At 56.2% G+C, this 22386-nt stretch carries 20 protein-coding genes; 14 read left to right on the forward strand and 6 right to left on the reverse strand.

Annotated elements, in window-relative coordinates; translation table 11 throughout:
* Positions 1-104: 104 nt before the first annotated feature.
* A complete protein-coding gene (locus tag L977_RS04165; RefSeq protein WP_047624917.1) occupies positions 105-1793 on the reverse strand; it encodes a T6SS phospholipase effector Tle1-like catalytic domain-containing protein in 1689 nt (562 codons plus the stop codon).
* Positions 1794-2501: 708 nt separating this feature from the next.
* Positions 2502-3983, reverse strand: a complete 1482-nt coding sequence (locus L977_RS04170; protein WP_047624918.1) for an alpha/beta hydrolase — start codon at positions 3981-3983, stop codon at positions 2502-2504.
* A 266-nt stretch (positions 3984-4249) separates the two neighbouring features.
* On the opposite strand from L977_RS04170, the gene L977_RS04175 reads away from it, so the two are divergent.
* Genes L977_RS04175 through L977_RS04205 form a run of 7 tightly spaced genes read left to right on the forward strand, consistent with a single transcriptional unit; the run spans position 4250 to position 11083 of the window.
* Positions 4250-5104 (forward strand): MurR/RpiR family transcriptional regulator, encoded by an 855-nt coding sequence (locus tag L977_RS04175; RefSeq protein WP_014883891.1) that lies wholly within the window; start codon positions 4250-4252, stop codon positions 5102-5104.
* 12 nt (positions 5105-5116) lie between these two features.
* On the forward strand, positions 5117-5692 hold the full coding sequence (gene ddpX, locus L977_RS04180; protein WP_047624920.1) for a D-alanyl-D-alanine dipeptidase: 576 nt from the start codon (positions 5117-5119) through the stop codon (positions 5690-5692).
* 15 nt (positions 5693-5707) lie between these two features.
* The gene (locus tag L977_RS04185) at positions 5708-7240 is read left to right on the forward strand and encodes an ABC transporter substrate-binding protein (protein WP_047624922.1); all 1533 of its coding nucleotides are present in this window, start codon (positions 5708-5710) and stop codon (positions 7238-7240) included.
* Positions 7241-7262: 22 nt separating this feature from the next.
* Positions 7263-8285, forward strand: coding sequence for an ABC transporter permease (locus tag L977_RS04190; RefSeq protein ID WP_014883894.1), 1023 nt, complete (start codon positions 7263-7265; stop codon positions 8283-8285).
* Positions 8282-9178, forward strand: coding sequence for a D,D-dipeptide ABC transporter permease (gene ddpC / locus L977_RS04195; protein ID WP_014883895.1), 897 nt, complete (start codon positions 8282-8284; stop codon positions 9176-9178). Before L977_RS04190 ends, ddpC begins: the two co-directional genes overlap by 4 nt.
* Complete coding sequence (locus L977_RS04200; RefSeq protein ID WP_047624924.1) at positions 9175-10161, forward strand: ABC transporter ATP-binding protein; 987 nt, start codon at positions 9175-9177, stop codon at positions 10159-10161. The genes ddpC and L977_RS04200 overlap by 4 nt, the downstream gene beginning before the upstream one ends.
* Positions 10154-11083, forward strand: coding sequence for an oligopeptide/dipeptide ABC transporter ATP-binding protein (locus L977_RS04205; protein WP_047624925.1), 930 nt, complete (start codon positions 10154-10156; stop codon positions 11081-11083). Before L977_RS04200 ends, L977_RS04205 begins: the two co-directional genes overlap by 8 nt.
* On the opposite strand, the gene L977_RS04210 is transcribed toward L977_RS04205, so the two are convergent.
* Positions 11080-11829, reverse strand: coding sequence for an SDR family NAD(P)-dependent oxidoreductase (locus L977_RS04210; RefSeq protein ID WP_047624928.1), 750 nt, complete (start codon positions 11827-11829; stop codon positions 11080-11082). The two genes, L977_RS04205 and L977_RS04210, sit on opposite strands and share 4 nt — an antisense overlap.
* A 133-nt stretch (positions 11830-11962) precedes the next feature.
* Between L977_RS04210 and L977_RS04215 the strand changes: the two genes are divergently transcribed.
* Positions 11963-12868 (forward strand): LysR family transcriptional regulator, encoded by a 906-nt coding sequence (locus L977_RS04215; protein ID WP_014883899.1) that lies wholly within the window; start codon positions 11963-11965, stop codon positions 12866-12868.
* 23 nt (positions 12869-12891) lie between these two features.
* Here the strand turns inward: L977_RS04215 and L977_RS04220 are convergent, their stop codons facing one another.
* Both L977_RS04220 and L977_RS04225 read right to left on the reverse strand, forming a co-directional pair.
* Positions 12892-13320 (reverse strand): OsmC family protein, encoded by a 429-nt coding sequence (locus tag L977_RS04220; protein WP_014883900.1) that lies wholly within the window; start codon positions 13318-13320, stop codon positions 12892-12894.
* A 75-nt stretch (positions 13321-13395) separates the two neighbouring features.
* Positions 13396-14277, reverse strand: coding sequence for a LysR family transcriptional regulator (locus tag L977_RS04225; RefSeq protein ID WP_014883901.1), 882 nt, complete (start codon positions 14275-14277; stop codon positions 13396-13398).
* 110 nt (positions 14278-14387) lie between these two features.
* Here L977_RS04225 and L977_RS04230 point away from each other — a divergent pair, with 110 nt between their 5' ends.
* From L977_RS04230 to adhP, 6 genes are all read left to right on the forward strand, one after another.
* Complete coding sequence (locus L977_RS04230; protein ID WP_032628979.1) at positions 14388-15239, forward strand: Vmh family MBL fold metallo-hydrolase; 852 nt, start codon at positions 14388-14390, stop codon at positions 15237-15239.
* A gap of 232 nt (positions 15240-15471) precedes the next feature.
* Positions 15472-15687, forward strand: coding sequence for a biofilm-dependent modulation protein (bdm, locus tag L977_RS04235; RefSeq protein ID WP_014883903.1), 216 nt, complete (start codon positions 15472-15474; stop codon positions 15685-15687).
* A 95-nt stretch (positions 15688-15782) separates the two neighbouring features.
* Positions 15783-15920, forward strand: a complete 138-nt coding sequence (gene sra / locus L977_RS04240; protein ID WP_008501714.1) for a stationary-phase-induced ribosome-associated protein — start codon at positions 15783-15785, stop codon at positions 15918-15920.
* A 176-nt stretch (positions 15921-16096) separates the two neighbouring features.
* Positions 16097-17794, forward strand: coding sequence for an NAD-dependent malic enzyme (locus L977_RS04245; protein ID WP_014883904.1), 1698 nt, complete (start codon positions 16097-16099; stop codon positions 17792-17794).
* A 344-nt stretch (positions 17795-18138) separates the two neighbouring features.
* Positions 18139-19848: an ABC-F family ATP-binding cassette domain-containing protein gene (locus L977_RS04250; protein ID WP_047624934.1), complete on the forward strand. Its 1710-nt coding sequence runs from the start codon at positions 18139-18141 to the stop codon at positions 19846-19848.
* Positions 19849-20044: 196 nt separating this feature from the next.
* Positions 20045-21055 (forward strand): alcohol dehydrogenase AdhP, encoded by a 1011-nt coding sequence (adhP, locus tag L977_RS04255; protein WP_023330465.1) that lies wholly within the window; start codon positions 20045-20047, stop codon positions 21053-21055.
* Positions 21056-21095: 40 nt separating this feature from the next.
* On the opposite strand, the gene araJ is transcribed toward adhP, so the two are convergent.
* Entirely contained in the window at positions 21096-22271 is a 1176-nt protein-coding gene (gene araJ / locus L977_RS04260; protein ID WP_047624938.1) for an MFS transporter AraJ, read from the reverse strand.
* Positions 22272-22386: the final 115 nt, after the last annotated feature.

Genomic DNA, 22386 nt, shown 5'->3' on the forward strand with positions numbered 1-22386 from the left:
CCCCTAACAAAGACTTCACACCCTCCCGGCGATCGTGGCAACCGGCAAGTATTATGACCCCCATCATGGCCATCGTCAGCGGTAATCGATCCATCCTTGCCTCCTCAGAAAAGTCCGTCCAGCGCGTCCGCATTCGCCCGCGCCCTGTCTTCCCATTGTTCCTGATCATCCATCCGCCAGACCGTCCGCACCCACCCCTTGCCCGGAGCCATCGGCCACACGAAGGAGCGTTCATCCGTCGGCGCATAGTGGTTTCGCAGGAAAACCTCACCAGATGAAGGATTCACCCACAGGCTCAGGTCAGAGTCGATGTTCCAGTTCGCCGAACAGTGCAGATAACGCCCGATGGTCCGCATCTCCTCTGCAGTGAAGCCCTCAGACTCTACTCCCCGCCGGACTGCGCGCCCCTGCGCTATCGCTTTCTCACACAGGAGAATCAGCTCAGCAGGAAGTGTTGTATCTGGGTTTTGCGGGTCAATATCCCCGAAAATAACCCCGGTGTCCTGTGCCGCATCGAGCATCACGCGCATGCTCACCTTTTCCCAGTCGTTCGGCACCGCCCGGCGAGACATAAATACCGCCGCGCCGGATTTCTTCTCAAAAATAAACGCCCGTGCCTTGTCCCGGTTAACCAGTGGCCACGAAATCATTTTCGTTTCCACTTCACCATGCGGCATCAGGTACTTCAGCGCCGGCAACGAATATAGCGTCTGACGCAACTTCTCCGCCTTATGGTATACTGCCGTCTGCATTTCATCCGAGCTTTCCGGTATCACTTCAAAGTCCGGCATCGTCAGCAGGGATATTTCATCCTCTCCCGCGTTGTAGCCTCCTCCGATATCCGAGTGCGCACCCGGCAGCGCCAGCTCCGGCCACATCCCCGCTATGCTGTTTAGGCTGAAGTTATATCTGCACTCGTGCATTGCGCTTATCTGAAACACCTTCTGCGCCACCGAGGGACGTAGTTCGAGATTGACGCCGGGGTTGCTGCGCCCGTTGATGCCGTAGAAGTTCAGCAGACTCCCGATGGCTGCCACCGTGTCAAACAGTCCCAGAAAGCGTACCTCTCCCGCCGCTTTTCCATGGTGCCCTGTCAGGTCTAACCCTTTGTCTATCGCCGCCGCTATCTCCGTGTCCTGGTCCATCACCCTGTTGGCGAAGTGCCGCGCTGCCGCTGCCCCGCGGCTGAAACCGAACACGTCAAACTGCACCTTCGCTATTGCTACCTCTGTGCTGTTAACATCAATGAATTCCCTGAGCGCAGTGATAATTTTATCCAGCGCCTCATCGGTCTTTGTTACCACCCCCTCAAACTGCCGAATAAGACTGCTGCCCAGCGCTTTACCTAGCGTCGAGTCGCTTTCCCCGGCCGCCGTGCCGATACCACATACGTAGGCTTTGACCTGCGCCTCTACTTCGCCGTTTTTAAGTTCATTATGCTGCTGGTAAAGATCGAAAAGCCGCGAAATATTAGTGATGCCGCCCTGCCAGCTGGCGTTCCCCAACCCTGCTCTGGCATGCTTTTCATACTTATCACAAGCCCTGGCACGATCCTCTCCAACCAGATTGGCGCAGTGGGCATATGCCATCCGCAGATCGTCTGAATTTGCCCGGTTATTCCCCGTGCCGTCAAAGAACACACCCACGGTCAGCGTGATCCCCCTGACTGGCACCCGCCGGCACTGAATGGTTTTTACAGTCCCGACAGCGCTGGTTCGAAGGGTATTATCCCCGATAATTTCATATCGGTAATAGCTGGTGTCTTCCGGCACAGCCTTCTCGTTTCTGCTCACGAAAAGTCCTTTTAATTTCTAAGGTTAATAATCATCACATCTTACCTTAACTAAAATCAGCGTTCTATCTTCGACTTGTTCTACCCTGAAGAAGCTCTTAAACACGGAAATAAGTAATGATAACGTTAATAAGGATGCCCTTAGCCATTCGGTTTTTATGATCGGTATGGAGTAAGGTTTTAAGACATTAAATTTTCTGCTGACCGTCAACTGCAAGTTGGCGATGAACATTTCGCTGCATGGTTCAACCGAATAATTAGAAAATTAATAAAAAGATATAGTGGGATTTAAGTACTAAAGCCACCCTCTCATACTTGCTGATATTTTTATCAAAGTTATTATAAAGTCTCTTTATATAATTATATGATGATAAAGTCATTTACTGTATATCAGAATGACGGACCACAACAAGATCAAGCATAAAATCAATGCTTTATAAAACAAGGAGTACTTTTTCTTATTTAAAAAATAGAACATTAAGTATTGATATAGCATTTATTACACTTATGGAAAATGTATTCTATGTATTTTTATGTTAGATTAAATTATAGCCTTGATTTGACATCAATCAATATTGATGATTGAATCAAAAAAAACATTATGGGGAAAACTAAATACTATGAATATCTCTAAAAGGTAATTTAAAAAATGCCAAACTGATAAAAGTTATATTTTTCCCGAGTGACAACTGTAAACTACGCTAGTACCTTACTTCTCCCCGTCCCCGATTCGGCTGTTGATCCTCTCCTCCATGTAGCCGTAGAACGGGTTTGAGGTGACCCGCATAAGCGCCTCTTTCCCGACGCTCAACACAGAGGTTTCCCCCCAGAGCGCTATCGTCCCCAGGCTAATGCCGTAGCGGTTTTTCACGTCAGGCTCCCGGCCATAGAGATCGTCATTCGGCGGGAACGGCACCGCAACGTGCGACAGGGAATAGACATCCTGCGGCCAGGACTGCCCAAGCGGCACGACCGTCTCGTGAGTGCTTCCTGCCGGCGTGATTTTCGCTACCGTTGAGAAACTGTGTTCATTCGCATTGGTAATAACCGTGACAGTGTAACGTCGATCGGCAGTAGGCAGCAGCGCTGAGGTGGCCGTCCAGGACGAGGGCTTGAACAGCGGACGGAAGCTCGCCGCCTGGTTGATATCAAATACCACCAGCTCGCTGCCATTTGCCGGAAGCTGATCAAACAAGCCGCTCACCACCGCGCGGGTGCTGACGGTGGAATCCATCACCGACTGGAATGCCAGAACCGGCGGCAGCGTTGCCAGCCTGTTTTCCCGCGCCTCCCGGCCAATCTGCTCCTGCAGCGCCTTCGTCAACAGCCACGACTGGCGGGCGGCGTTCACCGGGAACGAGTTGTATTTATACGGGTTATATTCCGGGGAAATATTCAGCCACGCCGCTTTGGCAAACGCCGGGAGCAGCGCCGGTAACCCGGCGAAACCGGCGAATCGTGCGAATGCCGTCACGCCGATCATCGGCGACAGCAGCACCAGCTGCTGCGGCTTACGCAGCGCTGGCGCGTCAAGTGCATCGAGGGCATATTTCATCGCCAGCGCCCCGCCGTTGGAATAGCCCACCAGATGCAGGGGCACATTTTCTCCCGCCAGACGCGTCGCTTCCCGAACGGCAAGGCGCGTCGCCGCCAGCCACATCTCCCAGTCAACGTCCGTCAGCGCGCCAGGCGCGGTGCCGTGTCCGGGCAGGCGCGGAACCACGGCCACAAAGCCGTGGGCCTGATAATTCTGAGCAAGATGTCTGACGCTATAGGGTGAATCCGTCAGTCCATGGAGCAACACCACCGCGCCGCGCGGCTTTCCGGCTGGCATGAGTACAAAAGAGCGGTTGGCATCCGGTGAAAACTGACCCGGCCAGACCAGGCTCTGGCGGTAATAGCGGTTTAGCGGCGTTTGTTCCTCATGCTCTGTTTTTGCCGTCACCGCGGTATTAAGATCGGCGAAAATGGCATTTTCGCGGGCAACATACCCGGCAAAGTCGGCGCCATCGAGCTCGCGTACGGACATCTCATCTGCCCGCCAGGTATGCCAGAGATGCAGTTCAGGCCCCTGCTGCGAGAGATAGACCCGCACTGCCAGCAGGACGACCAGTACGATCCCCACCACCATCGCTATTTTCTTAACAAGCACCATCAGATGCTCGCTGACTCGCCAGGGCCAATTCGCCATGCCGGGATCCCTTTCATGTCTACTGTGTTTCTATCTTATCAAAAATGTGAACGGGCTGACGTATTCACCAAATTCATACGTGCAGATTCTGTCACTGCACCAAAAGTGAACTACGCTGCACAAATGTTGATCATCCGTTAACTAAATATTGCATGAAGTTTACAGCAGAGCAGGCATTCCCTCGCCTGTGTTCCTGGCACGCGTCATGCATTGTTAACGAGGTAACACAAGATCGGCTTTTGACAGCGTGTTAACAGCGAGGCGGTATGACGACAAAACCTGAGATGTTGAGCCGTATCGAAACGATGTTTAGCCAGTTCACGCCCAGCGAAAAACGGGTCGGAAGCTGGTTGCTTGCCCACGCCGCGCAGATACCGTTTGAAACGGCTGAAAGCGTCGGTCAGGCGAGCGGGACGAGCGGGATCACCGTGGGACGCTTCCTGCGCAAGCTGGGCTACCGCAACCTGGAGGATGTCAAAAAGAGCCTGCGCGATCCGTATCAGCCCTGGGGTATGAACGAACGTCTGGACTCCTGGCAACAGCAGCGCCCCCTGCCCAACCGCCTTCAGCACGCCCTGTCGCTGGAAGTGGATGCCATCACGCAGGTGTATCAGCTCGCGCAAACGGACGTCTTCCGCCAGGTCGTACACAACCTGGCCCATGCGGATGCGGTGTTTGTGCTGGGGATCCAGTCCACCCGCGGGATCGCCAACGCCTTCTTCAGCCACCTTGAGTACCTGCGCCCGCGCGTGAGCTATTCGGAGGGGGCATCCGGAAGCTGGGTGGAATCCCTCAACTCGGGGTTTTCGCACCCTTATGTCGTGCTGACCGATACGCGCGCCTACTCCGCGATGGCCCGCCAGTACTGCCGCGTCGCGAGCGAAAAAGGCATTCCGCTGGCCTTAATCACCGACATCTGGTGCCCGTGGGCGCGGGATTATCCGATGGACTTACTGCAGGTGAAAACCGATACCGGTCATTTCTGGGATTCACTTGCCCCCGTGAGCTGTTTGTTCAACCTGCTGCTGTCGGGCGTGGTGGAAGCGTTGGGTGATGCGCTCCCGGCACGTCTGGCGGTAAACCGGCAATTACAACAAGAGTTTGGTCAATTCGAACGCTAAAGGAGCGGAGCTATGCCCGAAGAGAGTGAACTGATTGATGTGGCGAAGACATTTCCCACGCTGCATATCGATCTGAAGTACGCCACTGCCGACAACATCACCGGTCGCCCGATCTACCAAGAGGCGCTGTGCCTGCTGCATACCGACGCCGCCACCGCGCTGGCAAAAGCCATCAGCATTGCCACGCTGGCCGGGCTGAAGCTGGTGGTGTACGACGCCTACCGACCGCAGCAGGCGCAGGCCCAGCTGTGGGATGCCTGCCCGAACCCGGAATATGTGGTCGACGTGGCGATTGGCTCCAATCATAGTCGCGGCACGGCCATCGACGTCACGCTGATGGACGAACACAATACCGTGCTGGATATGGGCGCCGGTTTTGACGAAATGCACGACCGCTCGCATCCGTATCACCCTTCCGTACCGCCGCTCGCCCAGCGCAACCGTCTGCTGCTGAATGCCATCATGTTCGGTGGCGGTTTTGTCGGTATCAGCAGCGAATGGTGGCACTTTGAACTGCCGAACGCCACCAGCTACCCGCTGCTTGATGACCGTTTTGCCTGTTTTCCCCTGATGCACACCCCTCTTTAAACCTGGAGCACTGCCATGAAAACATCGCTTCTCACGACCCTGATCGCCGCCACGCTGGTAATGAACGCTCCGCTGGCGCTGGCTGCCGTCCCGAAAGACATGCTGGTGATTGGTAAAGCCGCCGACCCGCAAACGCTCGACCCTGCCATCACCATTGATAACAACGACTGGACCGTCACCTATCCGTCCTATCAGCGTCTGGTCAAGTACAAGCCAGGCTCTACCGAGGTGGAAGGCGATCTCTCGACAGGCTGGAAAGCGTCCGACGACCAGAAAGAGTGGACCTTTACCCTGGCGGATAACGCGAAATTCTCCGACGGCACGCCGGTCACCGCCGACGCGGTAAAACGCTCTTTTGAACGCCTGCTGAAGCTCGGCCAGGGGCCGTCTGAAGCCTTCCCGAAAGATCTGAAAATTGATGCGGTAGATGACCATACGGTGAAATTCACCCTCAGCCAGCCGTTTGCCCCCTTCCTTTACACGCTGGCAAATGACGGGGCATCCATCATTAACCCGGCAGTGCTGAAGGAAAATGCCGCGGACGATGCGCGCGGTTTCCTGGCGCAAAACACCGCCGGTTCCGGGCCGTTTATGCTCAAAAGCTGGCAGAAAGGCCAGCAGCTGGTGCTGGTGCCTAACCCACACTGGCAGGGTGAAAAACCGCACTTTAAGCGTGTATCGGTAAAAATTATCGGAGAGAGCGCCTCCCGCCGATTGCAGCTTTCCCGCGGCGATCTGGACATTGCCGACTCCCTGCCGGTCGATCAGCTCTCGGCCCTGAAGCAGGAAGGAAAAGTCGCCGTCGCGGAATACCCGTCCCTGCGCGTGACCTATCTCTACCTCAACAACAGCAAAGCGCCGCTCAATCAGGTGGATTTACGTCGAGCCATTTCATGGGCGACGGACTACCAGGGCATGGTGAAGGGCATTCTGAGCGGCAACGGCAAGCAGATGCGCGGCCCGATCCCTGAAGGCATGTGGGGCTTTGACGCCACGGCAATGCAGTACAGCTATGATGAGGCCAAAGCGAAAGCGGCGCTGGAGAAGGTCAAAGACAAGCCCGCCAGCCTGACCTTCCTTTACTCGGATAACGATCCGAACTGGGAGCCTATCGCCCTCTCAACCCAGGCCAGCCTCGGCAAGATCGGCATTAACGTCAAGCTTGAGAAACTGGCGAACGCCACCATGCGCGACCGCGTCGGTAAAGGCGATTACGACATTGCGATCGGTAACTGGAGCCCGGACTTTGCCGACCCCTATATGTTCATGAACTACTGGTTCGAATCAGACAAAAAAGGGCTGCCGGGCAACCGTTCATTCTATGAAAACAAAGAGGTCGACTCGCTGCTGCAGGCCGCGCTGAAAACCACCGATCAGGCAGAACGCACCAAAGATTACCAGCAGGCGCAAAAAGTGGTGATTGACGAGGCGGCCTACGTTTATCTGTTCCAGAAGAACTATCAGCTGGCGATGAACAAAGAGGTTAAAGGCTTCACCTTTAATCCGATGCTTGAGCAGGTGTTCAACATCGCCACCATGAGTAAATAACGAATTCGCCGGGGGAAAGTGTATGACGTTCTGGAGCATCGTGCGCCAGCGCTGCTGGGGATTACTCCTGGTGGTGGCCGGTGTCTGTATCATTACCTTTATTATTTCACACATGATCCCCGGCGATCCGGCCCGTCTGCTGGCCGGAGACCGTGCCAGCGACGACATCGTGCAAAACATCCGCCAGCAACTGGGGCTGGATCAGCCGCTGTATATCCAGTTTGGTCGCTACGTCGATGCTCTCGCCCATGGCGATCTCGGCACGTCCATTCGTACCGGACGTCCGGTTGCACAAGACCTGAAGGCCTTTTTCCCTGCCACGCTGGAGCTGGCCTTTTGCTCCCTGCTACTGGCGCTGGTCATCGGCGTGCCGTTGGGGATTTTGTCGGCGGTCTATCGCAACCGCTGGCTGGACCATCTGGTGCGATTAATGGCGATGACCGGCATTTCCACACCAGCCTTCTGGCTCGGTCTGGGCGTTATTGTGCTTTTCTACGGGCACCTGCAGATCCTGCCGGGCGGCGGCAGACTGGACGACTGGCTCGATCCGCCGACGCACGTCACCGGGTTTTACCTGCTGGATGCCCTGCTGGAGGGCAACGTCGAGGTCTTTCTCAATGCGCTTCAGCATCTGATTTTACCCTCGCTGACGCTGGCGTTTGTTCACCTGGGCATCGTGGCGCGTCAGGTGCGTTCCGCGATGCTGGAGCAGCTTAGCGAGGACTACATCCGCACGGCGCGCGCCAGCGGCCTGCCTGGCTGGTATATCGTCCTGCGTTACGCTCTGCCCAATGCGATGATTCCGTCGATTACCGTGCTCGGGCTGGCGCTGGGCGATTTGCTGTACGGTGCAGTACTGACCGAAACCGTCTTTGCCTGGCCGGGGATGGGTGCCTGGGTGGTGACGTCCATTCAGGCGCTCGATTTCCCTGCCGTGATGGGCTTCGCTGTCGTCGTCTCTCTGGCCTACGTATTGGTGAATCTGGTGGTCGATCTGCTTTATCTGTGGATTGACCCGCGAATTGGGCGCGGAGGTGCCGAATGATGTTAACGCAGGAAACGCCCGTCCCGGTTAAAACTGCCAGACAACGTATCAACTGGGCAAAACTGTTCTGGATGCTGCGACAAAGCCCACTCACGATAGTTGGCGGCGTGATTATGATTGCGATGCTCCTGGTGATGGTGACCTCACCGTGGATTGTACCGCATGACCCGAACGCGCTGGATCTGACCGCCCGTCTGCAGGCACCGTCCGCACAACATTGGTTTGGTACCGATGAAGTGGGACGCGATCTGTTCAGCCGCGTCCTGGCAGGCAGCCAGCAGTCGATCGCCGCCGGGCTGGCGGTGGTGGTGATTGCAGGCGGCATTGGCTCGCTGCTGGGCTGTTTGTCCGGCGTACTGGGTGGGCGCGGTGACGCCATCATCATGCGGGTGATGGACATCATGCTCTCTATACCCTCTCTGGTGCTGACCATGGCGCTGGCTGCCGCGCTCGGCCCGAGCCTGTTTAACGCCATGCTGGCGATCGCCATTGTCCGCATTCCGTTTTACGTCCGTCTGGCGCGCGGCCAGACGCTGGTGGTCCGCCAGTTTACCTACGTGCAGGCCGCCCGCACGTTTGGCGCATCACGCTGGCATTTGATCCGCTGGCATATTCTGCGCAATGCCCTGCCGCCGCTGATTGTGCAGGCTTCGCTGGACATTGGTAGCGCTATTCTGATGGCCGCGACGCTGGGGTTTATTGGCCTGGGTGCACAGCAGCCGACCGCAGAATGGGGGGCGATGGTGGCCGTTGGCCGTAACTACGTTCTCGACCAGTGGTGGTATTGCGCCTTTCCCGGTGCGGCCATTTTGATTACCGCCGTGGGTTTTAACCTGTTCGGTGACGGTATCCGCGACCTGCTGGATCCGAAGTCAGGAGGAAAACAGTCATGACCGAATCGGTATTACGCATTGAAGACCTGCACCTGAGCTTCCCGATTTTTCGCGGTGAAGTCCACGCGCTGAATAACGTCTCGCTGGAGATCAAAAGGGGTGAAATCGTCGGCGTGGTGGGCGAATCGGGATCGGGGAAATCCGTGACCGCAATGCTCGCCATGCGGCTGCTGCCGGAAGGCAGCTACCGGATCCATCAGGGCCAGGTGATGCTACTGGGTGAAAATGTCCTCGCGGCATCTGAGAAACAGCTCCGCCAGTGGCGCGGCGCCAGAGTGGCGATGATTTTTCAGGAGCCGATGACCGCCCTCAACCCGACGCGACAGATTGGCAAACAGATGGTGGAGGTGATCCGCCAGCATCGGCCACTTTCCCGGCAGGAGGCGCAACAAAAGGCGATTACCCTGCTGGAAGAGATGCAAATCCCGGACGCGCACCAGGTGATGGCGCGTTATCCGTTCGAACTCTCCGGCGGCATGCGCCAGCGGGTGATGATCGCCCTTGCCTTCTCCTGCGAGCCGGAGCTGATCATTGCCGACGAACCGACCACCGCACTGGACGTTACCGTCCAGCTGCAGGTGCTGCGCTTGCTGAAGCATAAGGCGCGGGCCAGCGGCACCTCTGTGCTGTTTATCAGCCATGATATGGCCGTGGTATCCCAGCTCTGCGACAGAATGTATGTGATGTATGCCGGTAGCGTGATAGAGAGCGGCGCCACGCAAACGCTGATCCATGCCCCAGTTCATCCCTACTCCATTGGCCTGCTGAAGTGTGCGCCGGAGAACGGTCAGCCGCGCGATCTGCTCCCGGCCATCCCCGGCACCGTCCCCAACCTCAGCCAGCTTCCGCAGGAATGCGCATTCCGCGATCGCTGCTTTGCCGCCGGGGCGAAATGCAGCGAAACCCCGCGCTTACACCCCCATGGCGCAGAAGGCCAACAGGCCGCCTGCTGGTATCCGCAACAGGAGAAACCCCATGTCTGATGTGCTGCTGGAACTGGATAGCGTGCACGTAAACTTTGCGGCACGTAAAAACTGGCTGGGCCGCGTCACCGAGCAGGTGCATGCGCTCAACGGACTCGATCTGCAGATCCGCCGGGGAGAAACGCTGGGCATTGTCGGGGAATCCGGCTGCGGTAAAAGCACGCTGGCCCAGCTGCTGATGGGCATGCTTAAGCCCAGCGCCGGGGCATACCAGCGGGTAAACCACGCGGGCGGCATGCAGATGGTGTTTCAGGACCCGCTCTCGTCGCTCGATCCGCGCTTGCCGGTCTGGCGCATCATCACCGAGCCGGTGTGGGTGCAAAAACGCAGCCCCGAACGGGAACGCCGACAGATGGCGGAAAACCTGGCGTTGCAGGTTGGCATTCGTCCGGAATATCTCGACCGGCTACCGCACGCCTTTTCCGGCGGCCAGCGCCAGCGCATCGCCATCGCCCGGGCTCTCTCGTCCGATCCGGACATCATCGTGCTCGACGAACCGACCAGCGCGCTGGATATCTCCGTGCAGGCGCAAATCCTCAATCTGCTGGTGACCCTGCAACAGCAACGTAATCTGACTTATGTGTTAATTTCGCATAACGTATCGGTGGTCCGACACATGAGTGACCGCGTGGCGGTAATGTACCTCGGGCAGATTGTGGAGCTGGGCAGCGCCGCCCAGGTGCTGGGGGAACCGCACCATCCTTATACCCGTCTGTTGCTCGATTCGGTTCCCCGCACCGGTGAACCGCTGGATGAAACGCTGGCGTTACGCAAAACGGAGCTTCCCGGAAACCGTCATCTGCCCAAAGGCTGCTTTTTCCGCGACCGTTGCCCGCTGGCCACGCAGGGGTGTGAAGATCCCCAGGCTTTACAGCCCTCTCACGAGGGCCGTCACGTTCGCTGCTGGCGCAACCTGGGTTAGATTTGCGCCATCCCGCCGTCCACAAACAGCTCGGTGGCGTTAATAAAGCTGGCCGCATCGGAGGCCAGGAACGCCACCGCTTTCCCTACTTCACCCGGCGCGCCTAAACGTCCGAGCGGGACCTGCGCGGCCAGCGCATCGTACAGCCCCTGACGGTGTTCTTCCGGCACCAAATCACCGAGACCCGGGGTTTTGATTGGGCCCGGACTCACCACGTTGACGCGGATCCCGCGGCCCTGCAAATCCAGCGCCCAGGAGCGGGCAAAGTTGCGAACGGCGGCCTTACTGGCGCTGTAGACGCTAAAGTTTGCCGTCCCCTTAATGGAGACCGTCGAGCCGGTCAGAATAATCGACGATCCGGCGGATAAGAGCGGCAGCGCCTTCTGCACCGTAAAGAGCACGCCGCGGACGTTAGTACCGAAAATACGGTCAAACTGCTCTTCGGTGATCGCGCCCAGCGGCAGCATATCGCCGCCCCCCGCATTGGCGAACAGGATATCCAGACGGCCTTCCTCTTTTGCAATCCGGGCATAAACCTCATCCAGATCGCCGAGTTTAGAGACATCCGCACGAATGCCCACTGCCGTTGAAGCAATTTCAGCCACCGCCGCGTCCAGCTCGGCCTGACGACGTCCGGTGATGTACACCTTCGCCCCCTGAGCCGCCAGCTCCTGCGCCGTGGCAAGACCAATACCGGAGCTGCCGCCGGTTACCAGTGCAATTTTTCCTGAAAGAGTCGTGTTCATGTCATTTACCTTTTGTTGGGTTTGATTTGCGCGCTTTCGCTCGCGTTGAACAAACTTTAGCCCTTGCAGCATTAATGAAAAATGGGCAAAAATGAAAATGACTATTCACATACAGAAATAATCAGAGGGCCTGATGGACCAGTTAATGGCAATGCGTGCCTTTACGCGGGTGGTGGAATCCGGCAGTTTTACACGCGCGGCGGATTCGCTGAATATGCCGATAGCCACCCTGAGCAAGCTGGTGAAATCTCTCGAAACGCATCTTGAGATCCGCCTCCTGCACCGCACCACCCGCCGGGTCGTCACCACGCCTGAGGGGGCGGAATACTATGAAAAAGCACTCAGGGTGCTGATTGATATCGAAGATATTGACACCTCTTTTCGCGTTTCTCGCGCGACGCCAAAGGGGCATCTGCGCGTCGACATCGGCGGCTCCACCGCCCGTGACGTGCTCATCCCCCTGCTACCAGATTTCATGCAGCGCTACCCGGATATCCGGATCGATCTTGGGGTGGCCGACCGGCCCGTAGACTTAATCAGCGGTAACGTAGACTGTGTTATTCGCGGCGGCCCGCTGAACGACTCAACACTTATTGCCCGACATCTCGGCAATGCCGAAATGGTTACCTGCGCGACGCCGGGTTATCTGAAGAATCATGGCGTCCCGGCCTATCCGCAGGAGCTGCGCAACGGCCACAAATTGATAAGCTATCTCTCTCCGGTCACCGGGCGGGCCTTTCCGTTTCGCTTCAGACAGGATGGCGAGGCGCTGGAAATCAGCATTCCACACTATCTCGGCGTCAATGAAAGCAATGCCCATCTCGCGGCTGCCGCGGCGGGACTTGGGATTGTTCAGACTTTTGAGTATTCGGCAAAGCACTATTTGCAGACGGGAACATTGACGGCAATCCTGAGCGACTGGCGCCCTGCGGCCTATCCGTTTCATGTGGTTTACCCCCAAAACCGGCATTTAACGCACCGCCTGAAGGTATTTATTGCCTGGCTGGCGGAGGTATTCCCCGCCGCGCTGAAGGGATAGCCGGGCGCGAACCCGGCTGGGGCTTAGTTGAGTTTGTAATCGAGCGTGATGTCGGCTTTCAGCAGCTGCGACACCGGGCAGCCTGCTTTCGCTTTCTGAATGATGCCGTCAAACTGCTGAGGCGCGATGCCGGGAACAGTCACCTTGCTTTTCAGCGCAACCTTTGTAATGGCAAAACCGCCGTCGGTTTTATCCAGCGAGACGTCTGCAGTGGTATCAATGGAATCGGCAGTATAGCCCGCCTCACCCAGCATCAGCGAAAGCGCCATCGAGAAACAGGCGGCGTGTGCCGCGCCAATCAGCTCCTCAGGGTTGGTCCCCTTTTCACCCTCGAAGCGGGTGTTAAAGCCATAAGGCTGCTGATTGAGAACGCCGCTCTCGGTAGAAACCGTTCCTTTCCCGCGTTTAATGTCGCCAGACCAGTGTGCTGAACCGTGCTTATGAATAGTCATTCTTGCTCTCCTTTTGGCTTACAAAGGGTTAAGTATAGAAGGCTACTCAGATTCTGCGGCGAAGACAGAAGAGTCTTAGCCACTGAACACATGTTGAGCCAGTGCATCAAGGAATGCGCGCAGTGCGGCAGGTTGATATTCCCGGGACTGGTAAATGCCATGGATGGCAAGCGGTTTCGGCTCCAGCACGCTCAGAACCGGCACCAGTAATCCCTGCGCCAGCGCGTCAGATGCCTCACGCTCCGGCAACATGGCGATACCGCAGTGGTTAATCGCGGCGTCCATCAACAGCGATGAGATGCTGGCGCTCAGGTTGCCGCTGACGGCCACGCTCAGGCTTTCACCTTCCGGCGTAAGAAAATGCCAGGACTGCCCGGCGAAAAAGCTGTAGTGCAGGCAATTATGCTGCGCTAAATCTTCGGGACTGACGGGCGTTCCGTGCTGAGCAAGATAGTCCGGCGAGGCGCAAAGGACTGAACGACACTCCCCGAGTCGGCGGGCGATCATGCCCGGTTCGGGGGTGTCGGTAATGCGCACGGCGACATCAATACGCTCCCCTACCAGGCTCACCGGGTGGTTGTTCACATCCAGCTCGATGCGCAGCTGCGGGTAGCGCGCGAGCAGCCCGGGGAGCACCGGCGCAATCAGGTGCATGGCGGTAAAATGTGCACAGGCGACCCGCAGCGTGCCTGACGGCAAATCTTTCTCCGACTGGCCCTCAATCTCCTGCGAGAGCTGCGAAAGCGTCCGCGTTTTCTGCAACACTTTTTCGCCGGCTGCCGTCAGCGTCAGCTTGCGCGTGGAGCGGTTAACCAGCCGTGTTCCCGCCCACTTTTCCATTTGTTCCAGGTAGCGGCTCACCATCGGGCGCGAGATCCCCAATGCGCGGGCCGCCGCGCTCAAACTTCCCAGCTCGCATATCCGGTTGTAGACCTGAGCGGCAATAACGCGATCCATATACGCTCCATTTGCTCGATTTATGAAACTAAGCATGTCTTGTTTCAGGAATTCTGGCAAATACAAATATCCGTACAATAGAGACTTTCCTGAACCACAGAGACATGATGATGAAGCTTACTCGCCTTGCATTGCTTTGCGCCCTTTTCACACCGGCTGTTTTTGCCGCGCCGTTGACGATTGACACGTATAACCCGCAGGAAAAAGGCATTTTCGCGGTCTCTTCCACGCTGGTCTCTGGCCCGAAAGAAGCCGTTCTGTTTGACGCTCAGTTCAGCGTGAAAGATGGCGAAGCGCTGGTGGAGAAAATTCGCCGCAGCGGTAAAACGCTGAACAAGATTGTGATCACTTCCGGCGATCCGGATTTCTATTTTGGTCTGCAACCGCTGGTAAAAGCCTTCCCGAATGCCAAAGTGGTGGCCACGCAGCAGGTGGTTGACCATATTAAGGCCACCAAAGACGCCAAACTCGCCTTCTGGGGCCCGCAGATGAAAGACGGCGCGCCAACGACGCTGGTCGTTCCGCAGGTGCTCGCCTCAACCACGTTTATGGTTGACGGGGAAAAGATCGACATTGAACAACCAGACAGTTACGCGGCTTACGTGTGGATCCCGTCTGCGAAAACGATCCTCGGTGGCACCGGTGTCTCCTGGGGTATTCACGTCTGGACGGCAGATACCCAGACGCCTGCTCGCCGCCAGCAGTGGCAGCAAACCCTGGACAATATGGCTGCGCACAAACCTGAACGCGTGATCCCGGGTCACTATCTTGGAACTCCGCCTGCCGGAACGGGCGCGATTGATTTTACGCGTGGCTACCTGCAGCATTTTGAACAGGCTTTATCCGCACACAAAGACTCCGCGGGCGTTATCGGCGCGATGAAAAAACAGTACCCGGATCTTGCCGAAGAGAGCTCCCTGGAATTAAGCGCCAAAGTAAATACCGGCGAAATGAAGTGGTAAGTTAAAAACGGCTCCTGCTATATTTCCCCCATAGCAGGAGCACCGCCCAAATATCCTCGTTGCCCAACGTCAATTTATCCCCACGTTTTAAAAGTGCATAAAAGCATGCACTTATGACATTTTCGTTTCTAAGATGAATCTTAGCCACAACGGGTAAAATATTTGCCATTCTGTTTATGAATTACATTTTTTGCGAGCCGTACCATTAAACAGACAACGACACGGAGGCAGCATGTTTACTTATTACCCGGCTAATACTACAGCAGCACAACCTGAGCTCGTTAACGCGATTGCGCAGGGTCTTCACGCCGAACACGGTGCTGTGACTGAAGATGACATTTTGATGGAACTGACCAGGTGGGTGGAATCCACGGATAATGACATCCTCAGTGACATCTACCAGCAGACCATTAACTACGTCGTCAGCGGGCGAAACGCACCTTTGTAAAAACCTGCTAAGCTGGATCTGCAACCTAAGGGGTTACATTTCGTTTGCGTAAGCAAACTGGTCCTTAAAACTATCAACAGGATTGAGGAGTTAACATGAAATCGAACCGTCAGGCACGCCACATTCTGGGACTGAACTACAAGCTTTCTAATCAGCGTAAAGTGGTGATTGAAGGCGACCACGAAACGCAAGTCACTCACGCCACCGGCAGAAAACGCCACGCGGGCAAGTAAGTTCCAGACTGAGACAGAGAACACCATCGGCAAAACCGATGGTGTTTTTGTTTATGTGTTGCGGTAATTAATATTCAGCTCCTTTATAATACCGCCCGACCGCACCCCATCGCACAGGCCAGAAAGATGACAAACAGCAGTGTCAGGGACGGATCTTCAAAAAAAGAGTGAGTGACATGGACAACAAACTGAAAAAACATCGTTCCTTATATATCCCTTATGCCGGACCGGTTTTACTCGAATTCCCCCTGCTCAACAAAGGTAGCGCCTTTAGCATGGAAGAGCGCAGCAGCTTCAACCTGCTGGGTTTACTGCCCGAAGTGGTTGAAACCATCGAAGAACAGGCAGAGCGCGCGTGGATCCAGTATCAGGGCTTCAAAACCGAAATCGACAAGCACATCTACCTGCGCAATATTCAGGACACCAATGAAACCCTCTTCTACCGCCTGGTACAGAACCATCTGGAAGAGATGATGCCGGTGATCTATACCCCGACCGTGGGTGCTGCCTGCGAGCGTTTCTCTGAGATCTACCGTCGCTCCCGCGGGGTATTCATTTCTTACCAGAACCGTCACAACATGGACGATATTCTGCAGAACGTGCCTAACCACAACATCAAAGTCATTGTGGTCACTGACGGCGAGCGCATTTTGGGTCTGGGTGACCAGGGCATCGGCGGGATGGGTATTCCGATCGGTAAGCTGTCACTGTACACCGCCTGTGGCGGCATCAGCCCGGCGTATACCCTGCCGGTAGTGCTGGATGTGGGCACCAATAACCAGCAGCTGTTGAACGATCCCCTGTATATGGGCTGGCGTCATCCGCGTATTACCGACGAAGAGTACTACCAGTTTGTCGACGATTTCATCCAGGCCGTGAAACACCGCTGGCCGGACGTGCTGCTGCAGTTCGAAGACTTTGCGCAGAAGAACGCGATGCCGCTGCTGAACCGCTATCGCGATGAGATCTGCTCCTTTAACGACGATATCCAGGGCACCGCAGCCGTGACCGTGGGTACGCTTATCGCCGCCAGCCGCGCAGCCGGCAGCCAGCTGAGCTATCAGAAAATCGTCTTCCTCGGGGCAGGCTCCGCAGGATGCGGTATCGCCGAACAGATTATTGCCCAGACGCAGCGTGAAGGCCTGAGTGAAGAGCTGGCCCGCTCCCGCGTGTTTATGGTTGACCGTTTCGGCCTGCTGACCGACGGTATGCCGAACCTGCTGCCGTTCCAGACCAAACTGGTGCAGAAACGCGAGAACCTGAAAAACTGGGATACTGACAACGAAGTCCTCTCCCTGCTGGACGTGGTGCGCAACGTGAAGCCGGATATTCTGATCGGCGTTTCCGGACAAACCGGCCTCTTCACGGAAGAGATTATTCGTGAGATGCACAAGCACTGCGAGCGCCCTATCGTGATGCCGCTTTCCAACCCGACCTCCCGCGTGGAAGCGACGCCGCAGGACATCATCGCCTGGACCGAAGGTAACGCGCTGGTTGCGACCGGCAGCCCGTTCGATCCGGTGGTATGGAAGGATAAAACCTATCCGATTGCCCAGTGCAACAACTCCTATATCTTCCCGGGTATTGGTCTGGGCGTGATCGCCTCCGGCGCGTCTCGCATTACCGATGAGATGCTGATGTCCGCGAGCGAAACCCTCGCGGGCCACTCGCCGCTGGTCAATGATGGTGAAGGGCTGGTACTGCCTGAGCTGAAGGACATCCACAAGGTGTCGCGCGCTATCGCGTTTGCGGTAGGTAAAATGGCGCAGCAGCAGGGCGTGGCAGTGAAAACCTCTGCCGACGCGCTGCAGCAGGCTATTGACGATAACTTCTGGAAGCCTGAATACCGCAGCTATCGCCGTACCTCGATTTAATTTGCTCCGACCGTTCCCTCTCCCCGTGGGAGAGGGTTAGGGTGAGGGCATCAGACCGCACCATCGAATCCCACTAGCCAAACCCCCTTTCCCCCGCTACACTCCTTTCATCCATTAACATACTGAATATATAAGGAGGCCAATTATGCTGTACTGTGAAATTTTCAATGTTTCACATACATTTGGTGATCGCACCCGCTCAAGCGTTATCGGTATCGTGCTGCGATAACTTCTGCTTGAGCGAAGACACCAACCCCTGAAATCCCTTCTCTCGGGCTTACTGAGTTATCGTCAGCGATGTTTGACGAGGCATAAACATGCCTGTAACTCTTGGGTAAGCAACAATGAGCACTTTACTCACTGCACAATCTTTACGTGTTGATACGGCGTTTGGCACGCTCTTCGACTCCCTTTCTTTTACGCTGAAAAAAGGCGACCGCATTGGCCTCCTGGGCGATAACGGCTGCGGAAAAAGTACGCTTTTAAAGGTGCTGGACGGCACAGACTCCCCCGCCGCCGGTACGGTAGCGCTGGCCGGGCACTGCCTGATGGCGCGCGTTGAGCAACATCTTCCGGACGCTATTTTCCCGCTGACCATGCTGGATGCCGTACTCGCACAGCTGCCTTTAGCTGAGCGCGATAGCCTGCGCTGGAAAGCCGAAACGCTGCTGGCCGGCATGGGCTTTACCCCGCAGGATATGACGCTGCGCTCCGCCACGCTGAGCGGCGGGCAACACACCCGGCTGCTGCTGGCGCGGGCGTTGATTCACGAGCCGGATCTGCTCCTGCTGGATGAACCCAGTAACCACCTCGATTTGCCGACCATGCTCTGGCTGGAACATTTTTTACAGAACTGGTCAGGCAGCTTCGTGCTGGTCTCGCACGACCGACAGTTGCTGGATGCCGTCACAAACGGCAGCTGGATCCTGCGCGATAAAACGCTGCACTACTTTGCCCTTCCCTGCACGGCCGCACGCAAGGCGCTTGAAGCAAAAGATGAAAGCGACGCGCAGCGCCACAAGGCGGAGCAAAAGGAGATCGACCGCGTGACCGCCAGCGCGAAGCGGCTGGCGACCTGGGGCAAGGTTTACGATAACGAAGACCTGGCCCGGAAAGCCAAACAGATGGAAAAACAGGTCGAACGGCTGAAGGAGAGCCAGACGGCGCTTACGGCTGGCAGCCAGTGGACGTTAACCCTGCGCGGCGATGCGCTTCGCGCCGACCGACTGCTGGAGATAGAAAACCTCGGCGTGCCGCCTGCGCCGGGGCTTTCTGAGCTGTTTAACATCGACATCGCGCGTCTGAAAAGCGGCGATCGCGTGGCGATTGTGGGTCGTAACGGCTGCGGAAAATCGTCCCTGATGAAGCTTATCTGGCGCTGTTTTAGTGATGAGCAGAGCGATACGGGGCTGAAACTTCATCCACGCGTGTCAGCTGGCTATTACGATCAGACGCTGAACCAGCTGCCGGATGACGCCACGCTGTTTGACGCGCTGGAGCCGTTCGCGCCCGACCCGCAACACAGAAAAATGGCGCTCATCAGCGCCGGATTTCCGTGGGCGCGTCACGGACAAAACGTCAGTACGCTCAGCGGTGGCGAACGCTCTCGACTGCTGTTTGTCGGCCTGACGCTTGCCCGCTATAGCCTGCTGATGCTCGATGAGCCGACCAACCATCTCGACATGGAGGGCAAAGAGGCGCTGGCGCAAACCCTGCAGCAGTTTGAGGGCGGCGTCCTGCTGGTCAGCCACGACCGTCAGTTAATTAGCCAAAGCTGCAACCGTTTCTGGTTAATTGAAGAGGGAAAGCTGAGCGAATGGCATGATGCAGAAGCGGTATTCGAGCGGCTGCGTGAAAGCGCGGGACTGGTAACATCCCCAGCTCCCGTCGACGCCACGACCATGCCTGTATCCCCCTCTGACGATCTGCTTGAACGGCTGGTCGCACTGGAAACATTGCTGGAAGACGATCTGGCGCGTAAGCCAAAGCATCAGAAACCACAGCTGCAGGCTCAATGGCGTAAAGAAATTAAGGAGATAGAAGCACAGCTGTAACGCTGCGCCCGGCGAGCCTCTCGTCGGGCCAGTATTTTCCCCCTTAATTATTAGAGGAACGCCGTATTCTTATTCTGAAATCGCATTAAATGATGACATTATGTTGCGGGTGCCTTGCATTACAGCGCTTAAGCATTAATCCTTGAGGAGTATTACACCTGCTATGCAGATACTCATCATGAACAAGGAGATACACATGAAGGCTGCTGTTGTTACTCAGGATCATCAGGTTAACGTTACCGAAAAAACCTTGCGCCCGCTCAAGCACGGGGAAGCCCTGCTGAAGATGGAATGCTGTGGCGTATGCCATACCGATCTTCACGTAAAGAACGGTGACTTTGGCGATAAAACCGGGGTGATCCTGGGCCATGAAGGGATTGGCATCGTCAAAGAAATCGGCCCTGGCGTGACGTCGCTGAAGGTCGGCGATCGCGCAAGCGTAGCCTGGTTCTTTGAGGGCTGTGGTCACTGTGAATACTGTAATACCGGCAACGAAACCCTGTGCCGCGATGTAAAAAATGCCGGTTACTCCGTTGATGGCGGCATGGCGGAAGAGTGCATCGTCACCGCCGATTACGCGGTAAAAGTACCGGACGGCCTGGATTCTGCTGCCGCCAGCAGCATCACCTGCGCCGGTGTCACCACTTACAAAGCGGTGAAGATCTCAGGTATTAAACCGGGCCAGTGGATTGCCATTTATGGTCTGGGTGGACTGGGCAACCTTGCGCTGCAGTATGCTAAAAACGTCTTTAACGCCAAGGTCATCGCGTTGGATGTTAATGACGAACAGCTGAAGCTTGCCGCCAGCATGGGTGCGGATTTGACCATCAACTCCCGCAGTGAAGATGCCGCTAAAATTGTGCAGGAAAAAACCGGCGGCGCACATGCTGCTGTCGTCACTGCCGTCGCAAAAGCGGCCTTCAACTCCGCGGTGGATGCCGTGCGCGCCGGTGGTCGCGTGGTCGCGGTTGGTCTGCCACCGGAAGCGATGAGCCTGGATATTCCGCGCCTGGTGCTGGACGGCATTCAGGTGGTGGGTTCACTGGTTGGTACCCGTCAGGATCTGCAGGAAGCGTTCCAGTTTGCGGCGGAAGGTAAAGTGGTACCGAAGGTGACAATGCGTCCAATCGAAGACATCAACGCCATCTTCAAAGAGATGGAACAGGGTCAGATCCGTGGCCGTATGGTGATTGATTTACGCTCATAAGCACTCATCATTTATCACCGCTCCCGAAAGGGAGCGGTTTTCATACAGCCGTACGAGCCTTAACGTGTGACTGTCTTGTCCGCAGATATCCGTACAACAGCAATGCGCTCATGGCCGAGAATGAGAGTATCGCCGCTGGTAGCGTGACGTAACGCCAGCTAAAGCCAAGGGTAATCATCATCCCGCCAAAGTACGCGCCAATCGCACTGCCGAGATTAAATGCCATCTGTCCCCCTGCCGCCCCCAGCATCTCACCGCCCTTCGCATTTTGCAGAAGGAGGATTTGCAGCGGCGCAGAGAGCGCAAACAGCCCGGCACAGCAGATAAAGCCCATGACCAGCGAGGCCGTTTTCTGTTCGCCAGTGGCAAAAAGCAGCAGCAGTGAGGCGACAATCACCATATCGGTGGTGGCGGCAATGCGCAGCGGGCTAAAGCGACCAGAGAGTTTACCGCTTAACAGATTGCCCAACACCATCCCAAGCCCCATCAGCATCATGATGGCGGTCATCACCCCTTCCGAAAAACCGGAGACGTTAACCATAAAGGGCTTAACGAAGCTGAACCACGCAAATACACCGGCGTTACCAAACATAGTGGCGGCAAAAATCAGCCACGGTTCTGGTCTTTTCAGAAACTGGAACTGCTCGGTCAATTTGATTTCTGATCTGTCATGGAGGTATGGCACCCAAAGGATAACCGACAGGATCACCAGCGCATCGAACACGGCAATCAGGAAAAAGGTATAGCGCCAGCTAAATGCGTGCCCCAGCCAGGTACCCAGCGGGACACCGACCAGGTTAGCCACGGTCATACCGGCGATCATCCCGGCCACGGCAACCGTTACCTTCCCCGGTGGTGCTATTTTAGAGAGGATAATCGCCCCGACGCCAAAAATGGCCCCGTGCGGAAAACCAGAAATTAAACGCCCCAGCGCCAGCCAGAAATAGGACGTGGAGAAAGTAAACAGCGCATTGCCGACAGCGCACATTGCCACCAGGAACAACAGCGTGGTTTTTAACGAGAACTTGCCCGAAAAGAGCGCCACAATCGGGGCACCAATCACCACGCCGAAAGCATAAAACGAAATCATATTCCCGGCCGAGGGAATAGAAATGCCGGTGTCGTGCGCCAGTTCGGTGAGCACACCCATAATGCCAAATTCAGCCATCCCCAGGCCAAACGTGCCAAGCGCCAACGAAAAAATTGTCTTTTTCATACCACGACCACAGATTAAAAACTCGCGACGGGCATTATTGAACAAACTGGTATGGTGAGCCAGTTCAAATCAGCTGGCTGACACGTTAATCCATTAATTCAGGTACTTTATCCAA

Source organism: Enterobacter sp. ZOR0014, from assembly GCF_000798855.1.
In the GTDB taxonomy this organism is placed as follows: domain Bacteria; phylum Pseudomonadota; class Gammaproteobacteria; order Enterobacterales; family Enterobacteriaceae; genus Enterobacter; species Enterobacter kobei.